Here is a 17,837-nt window from a genome sequence, read left to right as displayed (position 1 = left end):
TTCGTGTATTTGTGGCCATTATTTTTTGTTGCCACGAATGCACGAATACTCGCTTTTCATTCGTGTATTTGTGGCTATTATTTTTTGTTGCCACGAATGCACGAATATTCGCTTTTCATTCGTGTATTTGTGGCCATTATTTTTTGTTGCCACGAATGCACGAATAACCGTTCTTCATTTGTGCATTCGTGGCATTTTTATAAAACTACTCTTTTATAATTTAATTTCATTTCGCCAAAGTTCACTACTAATGCCAATTGATTCGATGATACTTTCAGGTAATTTAATGCTTGAGCAATAAATTCATGAGAAATTCCTGAAACTCCTTTTACCTCAAGAATAATTCTATCGAAGACAACAAAATCAGCATAAAATTTATGTGGGAGTATAATGCCTTTATAATTTACATCGTACATTTTTTCCCTTTCATAAGGAATATTGGCCTTTTTAAATTCTAATTCAAGAGCGTCTTTATAAACAATTTCAAGAAAACCGGCTCCAAGATTATTGTGCACTTCCAAGCACTTGCCAATAATTTGATAACTTTCTTCTTTAAAAATGACTTTTTCCATATTGGGTATTTTGTTGCCACGAATGAATGAATGACCTTCCTAATTCGTGCATTCGTGACCATTTTTTTCCTCTGACACGAATGAATGACCTTCTTAATTCGTGCATTCGTGGCATTTATTTTCTTGCCACGAATGCACGAATGCTCGCTTTTCATTCCTGTATTCGTGGCTATTTTTTTGCATTAACCTTAATAAAGTTAACACAAAATAAGTAATCTTTTCAACAAAATTACTTTCGTTAACAGATTGCCACAAACCAATGAAGAGCCCAATAACCTTGCTCAGCAAGTAATTTCTTACCTTTGCACCGAATTATCTGATTTAAGTAATGAAGATATTAATGATCCTTGGCGGGGAGTTTCCTCCGGATATCAGGGTGGAGAACGAGGCTTTGGCTTTGCTGGAATCCGGGCATGAGGTTACCATCGCATGTCAGACCCGATCCGGGAAAGCGGTTTCGGAAACCTATAAAGGCATCCGGATCCTGAGAAAGCCTATACCGCAAATCGTTTACAAATCGAGCGTTGGCTGCCTTAAGTTTCCCGTTTATTTTAATTTCTGGAAAAGCTTTCTGCAAAAAGTTTTTTCCGGTAATGGCTTTGACGCCATTCATGTTCACGACCTGCCGCTTGCATCCGTTGGTATTCGTTTCGGTAAAAAGCTGAATATCCCGGTAATTCTTGATCTGCATGAGAACTGGCCGGCCATGCTGTTAACCGCGGAGCACACCAATTCTATGCTTGGCAGGCTTCTTTCCTCCGAACAACAATGGAGAAAATACGAAAAGGAAATGACCCTGGAGGCAGACCGTATTATTACCGTTGTTGAAGAGATGAAAGACAGGATCATCGCACTGGGTAATGATCCTGAAAAAATAACCGTGGTATCCAATACAGCCAACATACCGCAACTGAAGCTTGACCCGGCCCTGCTGCCCGATCCCCGTTACAGGACACTGATCTATGCAGGTGGACTAACCTTCCACCGCGGTTTACAGGTGATCATAAAAGGACTTCGTGAGATCCGTGAATCCATTCCACATATCCGTCTTTGGCTGGTCGGGGAAGGAAGGTACCGGGAAAGCCTGATGGAACTTGCCTCCCGGGAAGGGGTCAGCAACCTGGTAGAATTCAAAGGTTATCAGCCTTTCGATATCATGTTTGCCCTGGTACAGCAAAGTGATGCGGCGCTTATACCGCATCTGAGATCGGAACAAAACGACAATTCTTCTCCAAACAAGATATTCCAATACATGTATGCATCCAAACCGGTGATATCCAGCAACTGCACTTCATTACAGCGTGTAATCACCGAAACCGGAGCAGGCATAACCTATAAAGACACTGACCCACATGACTTTGCCACTGCCACAGTAACACTGCTTTCCGATCCGGAACTTCATACATCAGCGGGCAAAAAAGGACATGAAGCCGTCATTAACCGCTACAACTGGGATATCACCAAACTAAACCTGCTCAACCTTTACCGGATATACAATAAAAGTTAAACATGATATATACTTAAGAGACTTCCTGGCGTTAATTCGCAAATACAAACTATCTTAGCCATTTATTTGTATTGTATGCTCGACCGTCTTCGGAACACGCTGAAGCACTCCATCATTTACGGACTTGGTAAACTCGGGACCAAGATCATCGGGTTGGTATTGCTCCCCCTTTACACCGAATACCTGACCACGGAGCAATACGGAATGCTTTCCTTGCTGGAAGCCACATCCCAGATTATGGTGGGAATGTTGGGATTCCGTTTGTCGGCTGCCATGATGCGATGGATTGCCACAGAAAAGGATCAGCAAAAAAACAAAACAGTAGTATTTACAACATATCTGTCCACCTTTTTCTTTTCCCTTGTGATCTGCCTGATCCTGATACCTTTTACCGGTTTTCTATCAGAACTTTATTTTGATTCCGGGGATTTTTCCCGGTACTTCCTGATCCTGATCATTTCCGTAGCCATCGACCTGCCCAACCAGGTAACCTTCGATCTTATCCGCATGGCTGAAAAATCCTGGCTTTTCGGGCTCATCATCGTTTCAAAGCTGGCTGTGGTCCTTGGGTTGAATATTTATTTCATCGTGCATTTGCATCTGGGTGTGGAAGGTATTATCCTGGGTATGCTTTCAGGAAACCTGGTCATGCTGCTGATGTCACTGCCTTTCATCCTGAAACGGGTAAACTACCGTTACGAATTCAGTACATTCAGAGAACTGTTTGGGTTCGGTTTCCCGCTGATATTTGCAACCATGTCGGTGATGATACTTTCCTTTGCCGACCGGTTCATCATAAAAAAGATGCTCGATCTCTCCGAAGTGGGTATTTACACCGTGGGGTATAAAATTGCCGGAGTAATTAACCTGGTTGTCCTGCAAGCCTTTTCTCTCGGTTTTATCCCCACGGCTTACAAGATGTTCGACAAACCTGAGGCAAAGAGGTTTTTCTCCAAGATACTCACGTATCTCACCTATGTTCTGATGCTGGCTGTATTGGTCATTTCCTTTTTTTCCCGTGAGGTGATCGAAGTGTTTACCGCCAAGCCGGAATACTGGCCGGCTTACAAGATCGTTCCCATCATTGCATTCACATTCCTGGTGAAGGGATGGCAATCGGTGGTGGTCATGGGTATGCACAGGGCGAAGAAAACATTCCTGGTGGCAGCAACAGTAATGGTTGCCGCCATCCTGAACATTGGGTTGAATTTCGCGCTCATTCCATTCCTGGGTATATACGGATCGGCGCTGGCTTCCGTAATTGCCACCTTTATTGGGGTATACCTGAGCTACCGGTATTCACAGAAATATTTCCCCATAAACTATGAATTCGTTAAGATCATCAAGATCCTGATCACAGGGATAGGGCTGTTGATCGTGTATTATTACATAAATGAACTGACCCTGGTTTTGAGGTTATTCCTAAAAGTCATACTTTTGATGTCCTTTCCTTTCCTGTTATACCTCATTGGGTTTTACGACAAGGTAGAGCTGGAAAGGATAGGTAGTTTCTGGAGAAGCTGGCGTAATCCGGGAAGGTGGAAGGAAAATCTGAGAAGGGTTGTGAAAAGCAAGGATGATGATGAATAGATCATTTAAACATAACGGGCACATATGCATTGCAGGTGCGGGGATGATAGGAACCGCTTTGGGAAACCGTCTTGCATCGGGCAACGGATATAAGGTCCGGCTGTTTACGGTGGAGCCTGATGTTGCGGAAACCATTAACGGAAAGCACATAAACCAGAAGTATTTCCCTAACATGAAGTTAAGCCGCAGGCTATTGGCAACCACAGATCCTCATTGCCTGAACGGAACGGATGTGATTTTCCTTGCGGTCCCATCCACCGTGATTGTGGAGTTTATAGCCAGCCAAAAGAACGAGATCAGCCATGACACCATCCTGATCAACCTGGCAAAAGGTTTTGGTACGGCAGACCGCATCATCACCGATTGCCTTGAAGAGATCATCCCAAACCCTGTTTGTTCGCTGAAGGGGCCGACATTCGCGAGGGAGATCCTGAGTTCCGCACCCACGGCTTTCACCTTTGCCTCCCGGGATAAGAGCTTATTCCCTGTGATGGCAGATTTATTCGGTGAAACGGGTATTTATCTCGATTTTACGAACGATGTCCATGGAGTTGAAATAGTAAGCATCCTGAAAAACATTTATGCTATTGCCCTGGGAATAGTGGATGCCCATTTCAACAGTCCTAACCTGCGCTTTCTCGTCCTCACCAGGGCATTTGCCGAAATGCGGAAAGCATTGGTTTTCCTGGGAGGACAAGAAGAAACCCTTTATCATTACTGCGGATATGGTGATTTCAGTCTTACCGCCCTGAATGACCTGAGCAGGAACCGTACCCTGGGGTTGCTTATTGGTAAAGGATTTTTCATTGAAGATATCTCCGACAAGGTCGTCCTGGAAGGCAGAATAGCCCTGAACGTATTTATCAATAAATTCAGCGAACTGGGGAAATCGGAACAGGATTTTCCTATACTTTTTGAGTTGTTCAAAGTCTTTAACCTCGACTACAAAGTCTCAAATTTCGTGAACAACCTGTTGGTCAGGATAGACTCCAGGATTGAATTATAAAACTAAATCAGGAAATTATGGAAACCACCAAAAACCGCATCCTGGTGCTTGCCCCACATACCGATGATGGGGAACTGGGTTGCGGAGGGACCATTGCCAAATTCATTGAAGAAGGAAAGGAAGTGTTTTATGCAGCATTTTCCACAGCCAAGGAATCGCTGCCACAGGGTATGCCTGACGACACCCTGGAAACCGAGGTTAAGGAGGCCACTCTCCGATTGGGTATACCGGACAGCCACCTGATCATTCATGGTTATACAGTCAGAAAACTCAACTATTCCAGGCAAAACGTACTGGAAGACATGATCCGGATGAAAAGGGAGATCAATCCCGATCTGGTTTTCATGCCATCACCCAACGATCTTCATCAGGATCACAACACCGTGGCCATGGAGAGTATGCGGGCATACAAAGACCTCAGCATCCTGGCCTATGAACTCCCATGGAACAATATTAATTTCAACACCCAGGCTTTCGTAAAGCTGGAGAAACGGCATATTGAAAAAAAAGCACATGCCCTCGAAGCTTATGCTTCCCAGATGAAGCGATCGTATCTGAACCGTGAGTTCATTTTTAGTTGGGCCATGACGCGCGGAGTGCAGATCAAAACCGTTTATGCGGAGACATTTGAAGTGATCCGCTGGATCATTTAAACGAGATCAATGGAAGACAATAGTTTACAGGATTTAAACCGAAAGCGCAAAGCCGGGTTTTACAAGGATGAGCATGCCGAATCTTATCTCAGACATGTGAATGAAATCCTGCAAAACGACGAAAGCAAAGATTATCTGGACCTGGAAGAAGAGCACGCAACGCTGTTTGTTTTCGGTCTTCCCAGGTCAGGGACCACTTTCATGGGGCAATTGACAGCACATTCCTTTGATACAGGCTATATCAACAATTTCATGGCCCGGTTCTGGCTGGCCCCGGTGACGGGGATAAAACTATCTTCCATCATCCTGGGAAACAAACACAGTGCAGGATTTGAATCGGAATACGCCACAACCCTCAGACTGGAAGATCTGCACGAGTATGGATATTTCTGGCGATACTGGCTGAAAAAGGATACGATACCCGATATCCTGAGTTCCCGGGAAAATGAGGCGTTTATCGATTGGGCAGGATTGAAGAAAACCGTGTTGAACATGCATTACGCGTTTGGGAAGAGCTGGGCATGTAAAAATATTTTCGGAGCTTATCATATAAAAAAACTATCCGGGGTATTCAGGAAAAGTATGTTTATATACATAGAAAGGGACCCTCTGGATGTTGCCGTTTCCATAATGGATGCCAGGAAGAAGTTTTACCACGACCCGAAAACATGGTGGAGCACAGTCCCCTATGAATATCCTACGCTAAAAGACCTGAGCGCAGAAGAACAGGTAGCCGGGCAGGTTCATTATTTAAGGAAATTTTATGATCAGGAATTATCCGGTATTGATCCGTCAAGGGTCATCCGGGTCAGGTATGAACAAGCGGCGGCCCATCCACAGGAGACAGCCAGTCTCATCCGGAACATGACCATGGAAGCCACCGGAACAGAGCTGACACCCCTTCCCGGCCTGCCTGAAAGTTTTGCAGTCCGAACCTATGAACACCGGAAAGAAGAAAAAAAGCGCTTTGCAGACATCATGAAGCAATTCAAATAAACCCCATGGAAAACCAAAAAACCGTCGCCATTCATCAACCGAATTTTTTACCGTGGCTGGGGTATTTTCATAAAATGGTCCATAGTGATGTTTTTATCCTATTTGATGATGTTCAGTTTCCCAGAGGGAAAACCTTCGGTAACAGGGTTCTGATAAAAACACCAAACGGAGAAAGCTGGCTTACAATTCCGGTACAAGGAAAAGGAGATTTATTATTATTCAATCAAATAGAAATCAGCGATTTAACATGGCTTAAAAAAGCTATCCGCACTATCCAGGTATGCTATTCAAAAGCACCACACTATAAAGAAGTATTTCCAGGATTGGAAGATATCTTTTCCCGCAGATTTCAAAGGCTCTATGAACTTAACATATCTCTGATAGAATACCTGGTAAAAATTTTAGGCATAAAAACAATCATAACCTCATCTTCAGCAATAAAAACAGATACAAACGATCAACCACCAGGAAAGATAATAGATTTGATATTATCTGTTGGAGCTAATCAATATATTTCCGGAAAGGGCGAAGGCTCAAAAAGATATCTTGATGAAAACGTATTCCGGGAAAAAAGGATCAAATTGATTTGGCAAGACTTTCAGCATCCTGAATACAAACAGCTTTACGGCGAATTTATTCCTAATCTTTCAATAATTGATATGGTTTTTATGGAAGGGCCGGAAAAAACTCTTGAAATACTTAAAAATATCAGGATATCTTCTCAATAACCGTTACAAGTTTTTCAGTAAGATTTCTTCTCGAGTAATTTTTATATTCCTGGCCTTGTAAATCCAGGTTCCTATTAATTTTCCATTTTAAGAACAGATCCCTCAGATAAGACATAATTCCCTCTTTATTTTCATAATCGATAGCCCTGCCTGCCTGACACTCCTGTAATATTTGTGAAGCATTGCCGTCTTCAGGTCCAATACAAATAATTGGCTTTTGAGCTCCAAGATAATCAAATATCTTTCCCGATAAGATACCTTTATTATAATCAGCCCTTCTCAGGAATAAAATTAGTGCGGTGCTTTTTTTCAAATATGAAACTGATTCATTATGCGGAACGTATGGAGTTGTCCTTACACAGTCTGCTATCCCAAACCTTGCAAAAATTTCATAAACACTCGGATTAATATTCCCAATAAAATGACAAAAAACCGGAATATCGGGAAATTCATTTTTAATGTTTCTTAAAGATTCTACAAATACATTCATTTTGCCGGTATCGTTTGTCAAAGACCCTGTATAGGTAATCACAAATTCGTTTTGTGGAGGTTCACCAGGGGTTTTAAAATCGTCTTCATCAAACCCGTTTGGTAAAACAACAATCTTCCCCGGACAGATTTTATCCGATTTTTTCCTGATCAGGTCTTTCAGGGCCTGGCTGACAATGGTAAGGCGGTGGCAACCCTCAACGACTTTTCTTTCCAGGTTAGCGTCAATTCTTTTGGCCAGGCGGGTATGATAAAATGCATCGTAATAAAAGATATCGGTCCATGGATCCCGGAAGTCGGCTATCCAGTTCACACCTGTCAGGTTTTTCAGTTCCAGGCCGGCCAGATGCACCGAATGCGGTGGCCCGGTTGTAATGATGGTATTGATCTTATACTCTGAGATAATGCGTATCCCTTCGTCTACGGCATAACGCTTCCATCCTATCCGGCTATCGGGAAGAAAAAGATTGCCCCGGATAAAACGGGATGTCTTTTGCATCAGAGAAGGTTTTCGCTCATTGTCGAAACTGCTGTGCGGATAATTTCCCTTGCCAATAAGCTTCCTGTAAATGTTGAATAACTCGAATGTATTGGTTTTAAACACTTTTAGCCCGGCCGGTATTTCATCTGCCAGGGAAGGGTCCAGCACGGGATAGGAAGCTTTTTCGGGTTTTACGGTAAGAACATAAGGCTCATACCCGAACTCCGGGAAATACTTCACGAACTTCAGCCACCGTTGCACCCCGGATCCCCCGCTGGGAGGCCAGTAATAGGTTATAACCAGTACCCGTTTCATTATGCTTCCTGTTTTGTCTTGCGGAAACCTGTGAAAAGTGCCCCCAATACCAGTATAATGAGAACGATGGAGCTGATAAGGGAAATAATTTCCCCCCGGTAATATATTTCCGGTCTGAAAATAAATTCCACGCTATGTTCACCGGCAGGGATGATCATTGCCCTCAGGACGTAGTTAACCCGGAAATGATCAGCAGGTTCCCCGTCAATGTATGCAGTCCATCCGTTCGGATAATAGATCTCCGAGAACACCGCAAGCTGATCGGAGTTTGTGCGGGTAGCATATTTCAGATGGTTAGGGGCATATTCCAGGAAGGAAATCTGTGCAACAGAATCAGGTTGAATAGCAAATTTTTCCAGGAAAGAGGCGAAGCGTTGATCAACCAGGGCGGTTTCGGCAGGGTCGATGGCAGCCAGGGATGTAAGTTCTTCATCCGCGTTCCCTACCATCCTGTAATCCCTCACAAACCAGGCATTACCAAGCGCGAAAGGATTCTCAAGAGGAGCCGATTGGGGGTTGATTATGATGTATTTTGTGTTCAGCATGTTTAAAACGGGGAGTCCGGCGAGTGTGCGGTTTACGCTTTCCGGGGTAGGCTGACCCGACAGGTTGGTCGTAAGCTTCCGGATCTCAGGTGAGATCTGGTATTCAATAAGTTCCTGGTAACGTCCCAGTTTTGCCCCATGATAGCCTCCTATCGATTTATGGAAATAGCTGGTTGCCGCATCATTAAAGGTACTAACCGTCAGGTTCAGCACCCTGAAATTCGGATCCTTGTCTTTCAGGATTTCATTATCCGCAACCGTTGGAATAAAAGGCTGTTCCAGTTTTGATTTTCTCACGAAGTTGTCGTTACTGAGATAACGGCGGTTTACGAACCACATATCGATAAAAATAAAGAAACCGATAAGAAGCAGTGTGTAAACCATCTTGAGCCGGCCGGCATTCCACAGCCAGATGGCACCAAATGACAGTAAAATAAAGATCAGTGAGCGCAGTGCATCCATCCTGAGTATGCGGAGCCTGTCGCCTTCCAAAGCCGACATAATTGCATTGGCAAGGGTTTCGGGGAACCCGACCCGGATAAGTTGACTGCGGTAATATGCATCGGATTCAATATTGGAGCCATAGAACAATCCTGGAAAAACGATAAACAGCAACAGCAATCCACCCAGGATGTAAAGGCTGTATTTCAGATATTTTTTCAGGTTTTCCTTACCGGTTCCATCCTGAAAAATCTTTGCCAATCCAATCATTGCCAGCAGGGGGATGGAGAGCTCGGCAATGACCATTGTCATGGATACTGCGCGGAACTTGTTGTATCCGGGAATATAATCCAGGAAGAAATCGGTAAAGACCATAAAATTCTTACCCCAGGCGAGAAAAAGCGACAGGATGGTAACGGCAAGCAGCCACCACTTATACTTACCTTTAACGACAAACAAAGCCAGTACAAAAAAGAAGATAATGATGGCACCAACATATACCGGTCCGGATGTGAAAGGCTGGGGCCCCCAGTAAACCGATATAGGAAGCTGTCGCACGTATTGTTTGGCTTGTTGAGGAGGGATATTATTTTCAACCAGGACATCATAGACTTTCGAATTCTCGCCGAGGCTGCTGGAAGAAGCTCCTCCTGCAAAATCTGGTATCAGCAGAGTAAACGATTCAGCAACCCCATAACTCCAGTCGGTGATATAATCACGATCGAGTCCGGAGGTTTTATTAACCTCATCCAGTGTGAGTTCTGAAGGGCCGCGTGTTGTAAATCTGGAATGGTCGGCCGTGATCCACAGGCTGGTGATATGGGTACCCACGGCAAGGAATGCGGCGAGGAGCAATACACCTGTAGCTTTCAGGAATTTAGTAAGGCCCTTGTTGCGGATGGCATCGGCAAGTTCAAAGATACCAAAGAAAATAACGATCAAAAGCAGGTAATAGGTTATCTGAAGGTGGTTGGCTCTGAGTTCAAGAGCAAGGAAGAATGCTGTTAGAGCTGCACCTGCGAGATACCTGCCCCGGTATGTAAGAATAATACCGGCCAGTACGGGAGCCATATAACCGATGGCCGCCGCCTTGGTATTGTGGCCTGCCTCCAGGATAATAAAGAAATAAGATGAAAAGGCGAAAGCCATGGCCCCGATAATGCTTAACCACGGATTAACCCGGAGAACCAGGAGTAAAATGAAAAAGCCCAGGAAATAAATAAAAACATAATCGGCAGGATGCGGCAGTCCAAGGCCCAGGTACCTGTCGACATAAGTCATCAGATTATTGTGGAACTTCACGGAAGTCATATATGCCGGCATACCGCTGAACATATTGTTGGTCCACAGCGGCTCCTCCCCTGTTTGTTCACGAAAATCCACAATCTCTTTTGCCATTCCCTGGAATCTCGTAATATCTCCCTGAACAAGTCTTTTACCCTGCAATACGGGATAAAAGAAAGCCAGACTGAGAGTTATAAATAGAACGATTCCAACTAAATACGGATAAAAATGTTTAAAATCATTGAGTTTCATATATCCTTAGTCTTAAAGAAATACTGATATTTCTTACAAATATAAAAGAATAGGTTAATAGCCTTCGTGTTGGAACAAAGAATTAATTGCGTAATAATGTCACTGATCCTTTTAAAGGAGATTCATTTTCATCATTTCCTGAAATAGTGGTTTTGTAATATATCAGGTAATAGTAAACCCCTTGAGGACAGAGTGTATTTTTAAATTTACCGTCCCATTTATCGTCAATGCTGTTGGATTCAAAAAGCTGCTGTCCCCAACGATTAAAAATATACATTTCAAAGTCAAGAATATTAATTCCTTTTGCAAAAAAATAGTCATTTATACCATCTCCATTGGGTGTAAAGCAGTTAGGAACAAAAATAGAAGAATTACAATCATTAATAATAATAGTATCAGAAGTGTAACAATCTTGCATGTATCCTTTAACCCAATATTCTCCTGGCTGTGAAACAATTAAATAAGAATTAGTGGATGCATCATTCCATATGTATGAGTTAAATCCCGAGCCAGGTTCAAGCCAAATAGAGGTACCAGGGCAAACTATAGTATCATTCCCAAGAAACAATTCAGTTAAGTAAATAATATCCAATAACATTGTATCATAAATATAACAACCGTTCATATCCTGATATCTAACCCAATATAACCCTGGTTCATAGGCAAGGTAAGTGTTGGATACAATACTATCCTGCCAAAGTATTTGACCCGACAAATTCCCAGGGTTTAAAAGGATACTTTGGCCCTCACATAAAGATGTATCATTACCAATATTAACGGGATTAACATTAAAATGATCTATCTGTATGGTATCACTATCCTCCCCACACGAATTAGCCACCGTTACGTAATATATTCCTGCTGTATGAACAAACATGATGGAATCTTCCGAACCATCTTGCCACAAATAACTATTATAACCACTACCTGCGCTTAGCAACGCACTATCGCCTGGGCATATTGAGAAATTTTGTCCTAGTTCTATATCTGGATATACTTCCTGGCTAATTTCTATGGTATCCGTTCCGACACAAGATAAGCTATCCAGAACATGAACCCAGTAAACGCCTGGGGAATTCACATGACAAACCGAATCCATCGTTCCATTACTCCACAAATATGACATAAAACCTGATCCTGCATGAAGCACCATATCTATGCTTCCGCAAATAGCTGTGTCATTCCCAAGATTCAAAGTATAACTTTCATTAACCTCAATCTCCTTGATTAGGGTAAGCGTATCATTACAGCTTCTTATTTTTAATTCAACCGGATAAATCCCCGGAAGTAAATACTGATGAATTACATTGTTTCCGAAGGCTGTTATACCATCCCCAAAATCCCATTCCCAATAAGTTGCAAGGCATCCATTTTCGATAAATTGGAATTCGTTGCAAGTACCAGTGGTAACAATATCAAAATTAATATAAGACGGAGTATAAAATGTTCCAGGGATCTCCCCTTCGATTGCATCAGGCACACCGCTTCTAAGACCATTACCACTTATAAAAACTGCATCTTTTGTAAAACCTATATCAGCGATGTTCTCAGCATCAGGATTTGAAATCTCTGCCAAATAGCTTTGTGAGGTACTTTTATTAATAAAAATCTTTCCATTTCCAGCCTTTTCAATACCAGTTGCATAGGATCCCATATATGAATCAATCACTTCTACCTGATTATTTGAAAGATTTATTCGTCCTAAAATAGAACCCTCACTTGGGAAATTAGTCCTCCAATACAGAAATTTACCACTTTCTGAGAATTCAATCCCGGCCAGGTTTTGTGTTGTAATGTCATACTCCCTTATGTTGGATACGGTACCAGATTCAAGATCAAAATCAAATACAACTATATCTCTGTAAAGAGGGTTTGTAGTGCAGGCAGACAATGCCAATTTCGTGTTATCAGGAGAAAGGTCAATTTCAAGATTTGAAAAATTTTTTATTCTGTATAAGACTGTTTCATCAATTATATCATCAGAGGTTATCAGAAAACGAACCAAGTCAACATCATCACCTTCCATTTTTGCAGCTAAGAGCCATCTGCATCCTTTTTCTGTCATATGGCTAACATCCTTCCCTTCCAAATAATTTCCAGATCCCAGAAGCGAGTTTTTCTCTTCAACATCACCCAGTCCATTATTAAGATTCATGTTCACTCTTGAATAATATAGATTGCCCCAACCATCTTCCTGAAGAATATTAGAATGAATTATATAAAACTCAGAAGTACTACAAGGAACCGGGACAATACATGATTCCAGAACACTTCTGTGACCACGCAATTGCTCACCATTAGGCATTTTACTCCAGTTTCTGTTTCTGACTTCGAGATAATTGTTATTAATTCCAACAAAACTGAACAAAATATTATCATCCGGATCGGTTATCAGATTAACTTCTTCACCAGCACCAATACCATAATTTGCAATAGGAACGGTAACCTCCGGAGGAGATACAGTAAAATCAACTAAATGTAAAAGCCCATTTGATTCGGGCACCAACCATTTATTCAGTTGAGATATACTAAAAAATGGATTGATGATACATGCAGCAAAAAGTAAAAAACTTAATATTTTCCTTGGCAACATGGGTGCTGAATATTATTTACGCACTGTAAATATACTAAATAATCAAATTTGATCCACTTGATCAATAACAAGCACCCAGAAATAATGAAAATTTAACAAAGGGAAATAATCAATAGGTTTAGTATCTTGCGTTTAACTCTTATCCTCAGGAAGATCTTCATAATCCACATAATCGCCAAATTGAACATCCGAATTATCCTTCTCCTTTCCCGGATCAAACTTCACCTCCATTTCCCCTGCTTTTTTATGTTGCTGTCCATAGGCTTTTTCGAATTCTCTTTGTTTTCGTCTGACCCAACGCAACAGGAGCCAGGGCATCACATAGCGAAAAAAGAGTCTGAATAACAGAATCAGCAGAAAAAAACCCAGTACAAAATAGAAGAATTCCATAGAATGCGAAGTTACACTTGTTTAATGAACAAACAAAAAGAGGCTTTCATTTTCATGAAGCCTCTTTGTATGTTGAATGCATAATCGTTAATAGTCCACTCAAAAAATTACCTTTCGTCGGATACGGTAAGTTTCTTCCGTCCCTTTGCCCTTCTTGCTTTTATAACCTTTCTACCATTGTGTGTAGACATTCTTTTGCGAAAACCGTGTTTGTTTCTACGTTTTCTTCTCGATGGCTGAAATGTTCTTTTCATATGATCTATCCTCTGAAATTTGGAGGTGCAAAGGTAAAGGAAATTTTATATTTAGCAAATTATTTTTCCGGAATATTTTTCAAGGTTTCGACCAGGAAATCCCAGAACATTTGAACTGTGTGGATATTAACCATTTCGTCGGGTGAGTGCGGGTTACGGATAGTCGGTCCGAAGGAGATCATATCCCAGTTGGGGTATTTTGCTCCAAGGATGCCACATTCGAGACCTGCATGGATTACTTTCACCGCGGGGATATTGCCAAACCTATTATTGTATATCTCTTTCATTTCATGGAGGATAGCAGAATCCACATTAGGTTTCCATCCGGGATAATCACCGGAGACTTCCGGTTTAGCGCCGGCTTTACTAAAAACCCCGACGATTTGTTGCGCAAGCTTTTCTTTATCAGCATCCACCTGGCTTCTTTGCAAGGAGGCAAACTCAATTTTCCCGTCACCCGATTTGACAATAGCCAGATTTGTGGAAGTCTCCACTACGCCCGGCATATCTTTGCTCATAGCGATCACGCCATCGGGACAGTTTTTCACTGCCTGATAAAGTCCTTCCTGAGCTTTTTCATCGATCAGATTCAAGGGCATTTTGGTAGAATCCACCCTGATCAGCAATCCAGGATCTGCTTTCCGGAAATGTTCTTTCTTTTCCGTTTCAAATTCTGCTATAAAAGACTTAAAGGCATCTTTACTCTTTTCCGGAACAACAACTATGGCAAAAGATTCACGTGGAATGGCATTACGCAGGCTACCTCCATCGATGCTTGCCAACCTGGCTCCGAACTTTTCAGAGGCTTGCATGAGCAATTCGTTCATGATTTTATTGGCGTTTCCCCGGCCCAGGTGAATATCAAGCCCCGAATGCCCACCTTTCAATCCTGTTATGCTGATCTTGTAAGGGGCCATATATGGTGGAACTTCAACCGGTCTGTAAGGCAGGATAGCATTGGTGTTTACTCCTCCGGCACAACCTATATACAATTCGCCTTCATCTTCCGAATCCATATTGACCAGAATATCCCCTTTCAGAACATCTGGCTTCAGACCATTGGCGCCGGTCATACCGGTTTCCTCATCTATGGTGAACAAAGCTTCTACCGGTCCATGAACGATATCCTTGGATTCCAGCACAAGCATGGCAGCCGCAACCCCAATCCCGTTATCGGCACCCAGGGTTGTACCTTTGGCTTTAACCCAATCGCCATCAATCCAGGCATCGATAGCATCCTTTGTAAAATCATGATTCTTGCTGCTGTTCTTTTGGGGCACCATATCAATGTGCCCCTGAAGGATCACACCTTTTTTGTTTTCCATCCCGGGTGTGGCAGGTTTCCGGATAATGACATTACCCACTTTATCCTCAAAAGTTTCCAATCCAAGGTTTTCGCCAAAATCAAGCATAAACTGGCGGATTTTTTCTTCATGCTTGGAAGGCCGCGGGATCTGGGTAAGATCATAAAAATTCTTCCACAATCCCTTCGGTTCAAGATCTAAAATTTCTTTACCCATGGCAATACTTCTTTATTGTTAAATATTCTGTTCTTAAGAATACAAAGTTACTCAAACTAATTCAGAGATCATTCATAAACTCTGATTATTTATGGTATGCGCCTTCGACTACGCTCAGTGCTGAGTGCCTTCGACTACGCTCAGTGCTGAGCGCAATCGAAGCTATTCCACCGTAGCCCTCTGTTCAGCCTCCAAATCCTTTGCATTGGCTCCTGACGGAAGCTCCAGTCCATAACCTTGCTTTTTATCTGCCCGTTTCAGCATAAAGGCCAGAAACATTGCTAACACTCCCAGTCCTACCAGCATGAGAATGGGTGTGGTATAGTTAAAAAATGGAATTTCATGCGTAACGTATTGCATATCCTGCAACGTCTGGCTGATTTCCACATTGCTCAATCCCTGAGCTTCCAGGTTAGCTCTGGCAGATTCCATGGCCTGTACAACATCAGAATTGGATTTATCGAGTACCCATCCAATTCCTTTAAAGAATGCGTTCAACCCCCAGTTCTGAATGGTAAACATAGTAGCATATGCAGTGCCCAGGCGGTTTTCGGCTACTATCTTTGAAACGGAAGGCCACATGGCTGCAGGTACCAGGGAAAAGGCAATGCCAAGCGAAACCAATCCAAGGTAACCCAGGAACTTACTATCAAAAATAGATAAGGTTAGGTGGGCAAAAATGAGCAGCAATGCGCCCAGGATCATAAGGGAAGCAGCCTTACCCTTTTTGTCGACAATTTTTCCGAATATGGGTGTAAACAAGATAGATCCAAGCGGAATAAGGCTTGCTGTTTTAGGACCATTATTAAGCCATACGGCAAGTGTGTCCGATAACGAATAAATAAAGGCCACAAAAAGAACCAGTATGACCAATAGGGAAATGGTTTTTCCGCTGCGTGACTTAATATTGGCAGGGACCAGGGTAACGGCAAGAGCAAAAATGAACAGCCCAATATATACCGATGCGTTTCCAAGAGCCTTACTCCCGAAGAGCACCACATCAGCATTCTTAGGCATTTCATAAGAAAATCCGAATTTGTTGATCAGCAGATCCGGTGCATATTGCATAAAGGGAAATACTGCTGAATAGAAGGTAACGCAAAGCAATGCGATAAAAAGAAACGAACGGTTTGTAACCAGTTTGACAAGGTCGTTCAGTCTGAAAGCCTCTTCGGGCTCACTGTTTTCCGACTGTCCCTTCATTTGTTTGTCGAGCTTGATATCAAAAATGATATAGATAAGGAACATAAGCAGTCCAATCCCTATCAATGTAGCAGCGAAATTGATCGCGGGAGAAATGGTAGGAGGTATTCCAGCGATATCGATCGACAAAGCCGTACCCAGTGTTGAACCCAAGCGGCCAAATCCCATGTTGATGGCCATAGCCAGTGCAAGTTCATATCCCTTGAACCATTTGACTATGGTGCGCATAGCAATTACGCATACCACTTCCAGTCCGGAACCGAAGAACAGTCGGCCTATCATCATAGTCCACATCCTGCTGTTCATGTCATCTGAAAATGTTCCGGCAGCGCCCATAGCTACGATGGCAGCACCCACAACTGCGAGCAAGCCGAAAAGGATACCTGTCCTTCGAATCCCCCATTTATCGAGGATTATTCCCCCGATGATGATCATACCGAAAACATTGGCCCATGTCGTCCATTGAATAATGGAACCGAACTGGCTGCTTGTAATCCCCATTTCAGTGATCATCAAAGTTTTAATACCGGAGAAAAAATCCTGGAACCAGTAGGTACCAAAAGTTAAACCGCTGATCAGGATCAGCACCAGCCAGCGCAGAGCTGCTGAATCTTTCAAAGTCTTTTTAATTGTTTCCATATTGTTCAGGTTAATTGAATTTCAGGACAAGGACGCTAAATTAGAAAAATTAATTCTGAATGCGCACATAAACAATTTTCTTGGTCTTGAAGAAATCTTCCTGGAAAAAGCTGTAAATATCATAAATATCAACTGGATACCTGACACTCAGCAATTCCTCCGCCATATCACCGCCTTTGAGATATAAAATACCGTTTTTCAGGGAATGCTTTGATAAGGGATCAATTTTCCTTCTTACCCAGGAAATAAAATCAGGAAGTCTCGTTACTGCACGGCTGACAATAAAATCATATTTTCCTGAGACATCTTCCATTCTTGATTGCAAGGTTATAACATTTTTCAATCCCAGAGCGTTGCAAATCTCACCGACCACCATCAC

Annotated in this window: 15 protein-coding genes; 6 read left to right on the top strand and 9 right to left on the bottom strand. The window is 42.5% G+C overall.

Annotated elements, in window-relative coordinates; translation table 11 throughout:
- Positions 1-197: 197 nt before the first annotated feature.
- Positions 198-572 (bottom strand): GxxExxY protein, encoded by a 375-nt coding sequence (locus KKA81_02975; GenBank protein ID MBU2649874.1) that lies wholly within the window; start codon positions 570-572, stop codon positions 198-200.
- Between the two features lie 328 nt (positions 573-900).
- Between KKA81_02975 and KKA81_02970 the strand changes: the two genes are divergently transcribed.
- The 6 genes from KKA81_02970 to KKA81_02945 all read left to right on the top strand — a co-directional run bounded on the left by KKA81_02970 (position 901) and on the right by KKA81_02945 (position 7,052).
- Positions 901-2,079, top strand: a complete 1,179-nt coding sequence (locus KKA81_02970) for a glycosyltransferase family 4 protein (GenBank protein ID MBU2649873.1) — start codon at positions 901-903, stop codon at positions 2,077-2,079.
- Positions 2,080-2,154: 75 nt separating this feature from the next.
- Complete coding sequence (locus KKA81_02965) at positions 2,155-3,669, top strand: oligosaccharide flippase family protein (protein ID MBU2649872.1); 1,515 nt, start codon at positions 2,155-2,157, stop codon at positions 3,667-3,669.
- A complete protein-coding gene (locus KKA81_02960; protein ID MBU2649871.1) occupies positions 3,662-4,675 on the top strand; it encodes an NAD(P)-binding domain-containing protein in 1,014 nt (337 codons plus the stop codon). The genes KKA81_02965 and KKA81_02960 overlap by 8 nt, the downstream gene beginning before the upstream one ends.
- A 17-nt stretch (positions 4,676-4,692) precedes the next feature.
- Complete coding sequence (locus KKA81_02955; protein MBU2649870.1) at positions 4,693-5,328, top strand: PIG-L family deacetylase; 636 nt, start codon at positions 4,693-4,695, stop codon at positions 5,326-5,328.
- A 9-nt stretch (positions 5,329-5,337) separates the two neighbouring features.
- Entirely contained in the window at positions 5,338-6,324 is a 987-nt protein-coding gene (locus KKA81_02950; protein MBU2649869.1) for a sulfotransferase, read from the top strand.
- A 5-nt stretch (positions 6,325-6,329) separates the two neighbouring features.
- On the top strand, positions 6,330-7,052 hold the full coding sequence (locus tag KKA81_02945; GenBank protein MBU2649868.1) for a WbqC family protein: 723 nt from the start codon (positions 6,330-6,332) through the stop codon (positions 7,050-7,052).
- On the opposite strand, the gene KKA81_02940 is transcribed toward KKA81_02945, so the two are convergent.
- The 8 genes from KKA81_02940 to KKA81_02905 all read right to left on the bottom strand — a co-directional run.
- Positions 7,033-8,337 carry a glycosyltransferase family 4 protein gene (locus KKA81_02940; GenBank protein ID MBU2649867.1) on the bottom strand — a complete coding sequence of 435 codons (1,305 nt, stop codon included), beginning with the start codon at positions 8,335-8,337 and terminating at the stop codon, positions 7,033-7,035. The two genes, KKA81_02945 and KKA81_02940, sit on opposite strands and share 20 nt — an antisense overlap.
- Positions 8,337-10,859, bottom strand: coding sequence for a YfhO family protein (locus KKA81_02935; protein ID MBU2649866.1), 2,523 nt, complete (start codon positions 10,857-10,859; stop codon positions 8,337-8,339). The genes KKA81_02940 and KKA81_02935 overlap by 1 nt, the downstream gene beginning before the upstream one ends.
- Positions 10,860-10,941: 82 nt before the next feature.
- Positions 10,942-13,452 carry a gliding motility-associated C-terminal domain-containing protein gene (locus KKA81_02930; protein MBU2649865.1) on the bottom strand — a complete coding sequence of 837 codons (2,511 nt, stop codon included), beginning with the start codon at positions 13,450-13,452 and terminating at the stop codon, positions 10,942-10,944.
- Positions 13,453-13,584: 132 nt separating this feature from the next.
- Positions 13,585-13,842 carry a hypothetical protein gene (locus KKA81_02925; protein MBU2649864.1) on the bottom strand — a complete coding sequence of 86 codons (258 nt, stop codon included), beginning with the start codon at positions 13,840-13,842 and terminating at the stop codon, positions 13,585-13,587.
- 107 nt (positions 13,843-13,949) lie between these two features.
- On the bottom strand, positions 13,950-14,096 hold the full coding sequence (rpmH, locus tag KKA81_02920; protein ID MBU2649863.1) for a 50S ribosomal protein L34: 147 nt from the start codon (positions 14,094-14,096) through the stop codon (positions 13,950-13,952).
- 59 nt (positions 14,097-14,155) lie between these two features.
- Positions 14,156-15,616 carry an aminoacyl-histidine dipeptidase gene (locus KKA81_02915; protein MBU2649862.1) on the bottom strand — a complete coding sequence of 487 codons (1,461 nt, stop codon included), beginning with the start codon at positions 15,614-15,616 and terminating at the stop codon, positions 14,156-14,158.
- Positions 15,617-15,778: 162 nt separating this feature from the next.
- On the bottom strand, positions 15,779-17,458 hold the full coding sequence (locus tag KKA81_02910) for an MFS transporter (protein MBU2649861.1): 1,680 nt from the start codon (positions 17,456-17,458) through the stop codon (positions 15,779-15,781).
- 49 nt (positions 17,459-17,507) lie between these two features.
- On the bottom strand, positions 17,508-17,837 hold a 330-nt coding region (locus tag KKA81_02905; protein ID MBU2649860.1), incomplete at its 5' end, for a class I SAM-dependent methyltransferase.

It is taken from the genome of Bacteroidota bacterium, from assembly GCA_018831055.1.
Classification (GTDB): domain Bacteria; phylum Bacteroidota; class Bacteroidia; order Bacteroidales; family B18-G4; genus M55B132.
Note: the sequence above shows the minus strand (reverse complement) of the source record. Positions and strands in the feature narration are given on the sequence as shown.

Coding starts and splice junctions, on each gene's coding strand:
- KKA81_02910 (MBU2649861.1), bottom strand. CDS start 17,458: ATGGAAACAATTAAAAAGACTTTGAAAGATTCAGCAGCTCTGCGCTGG.
- KKA81_02975 (MBU2649874.1), bottom strand. CDS start 572: ATGGAAAAAGTCATTTTTAAAGAAGAAAGTTATCAAATTATTGGCAAG.
- KKA81_02950 (MBU2649869.1), top strand. CDS start 5,338: ATGGAAGACAATAGTTTACAGGATTTAAACCGAAAGCGCAAAGCCGGG.
- KKA81_02915 (MBU2649862.1), bottom strand. CDS start 15,616: ATGGGTAAAGAAATTTTAGATCTTGAACCGAAGGGATTGTGGAAGAAT.
- KKA81_02930 (MBU2649865.1), bottom strand. CDS start 13,452: ATGTTGCCAAGGAAAATATTAAGTTTTTTACTTTTTGCTGCATGTATC.
- KKA81_02965 (MBU2649872.1), top strand. CDS start 2,155: ATGCTCGACCGTCTTCGGAACACGCTGAAGCACTCCATCATTTACGGA.
- KKA81_02970 (MBU2649873.1), top strand. CDS start 901: ATGAAGATATTAATGATCCTTGGCGGGGAGTTTCCTCCGGATATCAGG.
- KKA81_02960 (MBU2649871.1), top strand. CDS start 3,662: ATGAATAGATCATTTAAACATAACGGGCACATATGCATTGCAGGTGCG.
- KKA81_02935 (MBU2649866.1), bottom strand. CDS start 10,859: ATGAAACTCAATGATTTTAAACATTTTTATCCGTATTTAGTTGGAATC.
- rpmH (MBU2649863.1), bottom strand. CDS start 14,096: ATGAAAAGAACATTTCAGCCATCGAGAAGAAAACGTAGAAACAAACAC.
- KKA81_02945 (MBU2649868.1), top strand. CDS start 6,330: ATGGAAAACCAAAAAACCGTCGCCATTCATCAACCGAATTTTTTACCG.
- KKA81_02940 (MBU2649867.1), bottom strand. CDS start 8,337: ATGAAACGGGTACTGGTTATAACCTATTACTGGCCTCCCAGCGGGGGA.
- KKA81_02955 (MBU2649870.1), top strand. CDS start 4,693: ATGGAAACCACCAAAAACCGCATCCTGGTGCTTGCCCCACATACCGAT.
- KKA81_02925 (MBU2649864.1), bottom strand. CDS start 13,842: ATGGAATTCTTCTATTTTGTACTGGGTTTTTTTCTGCTGATTCTGTTA.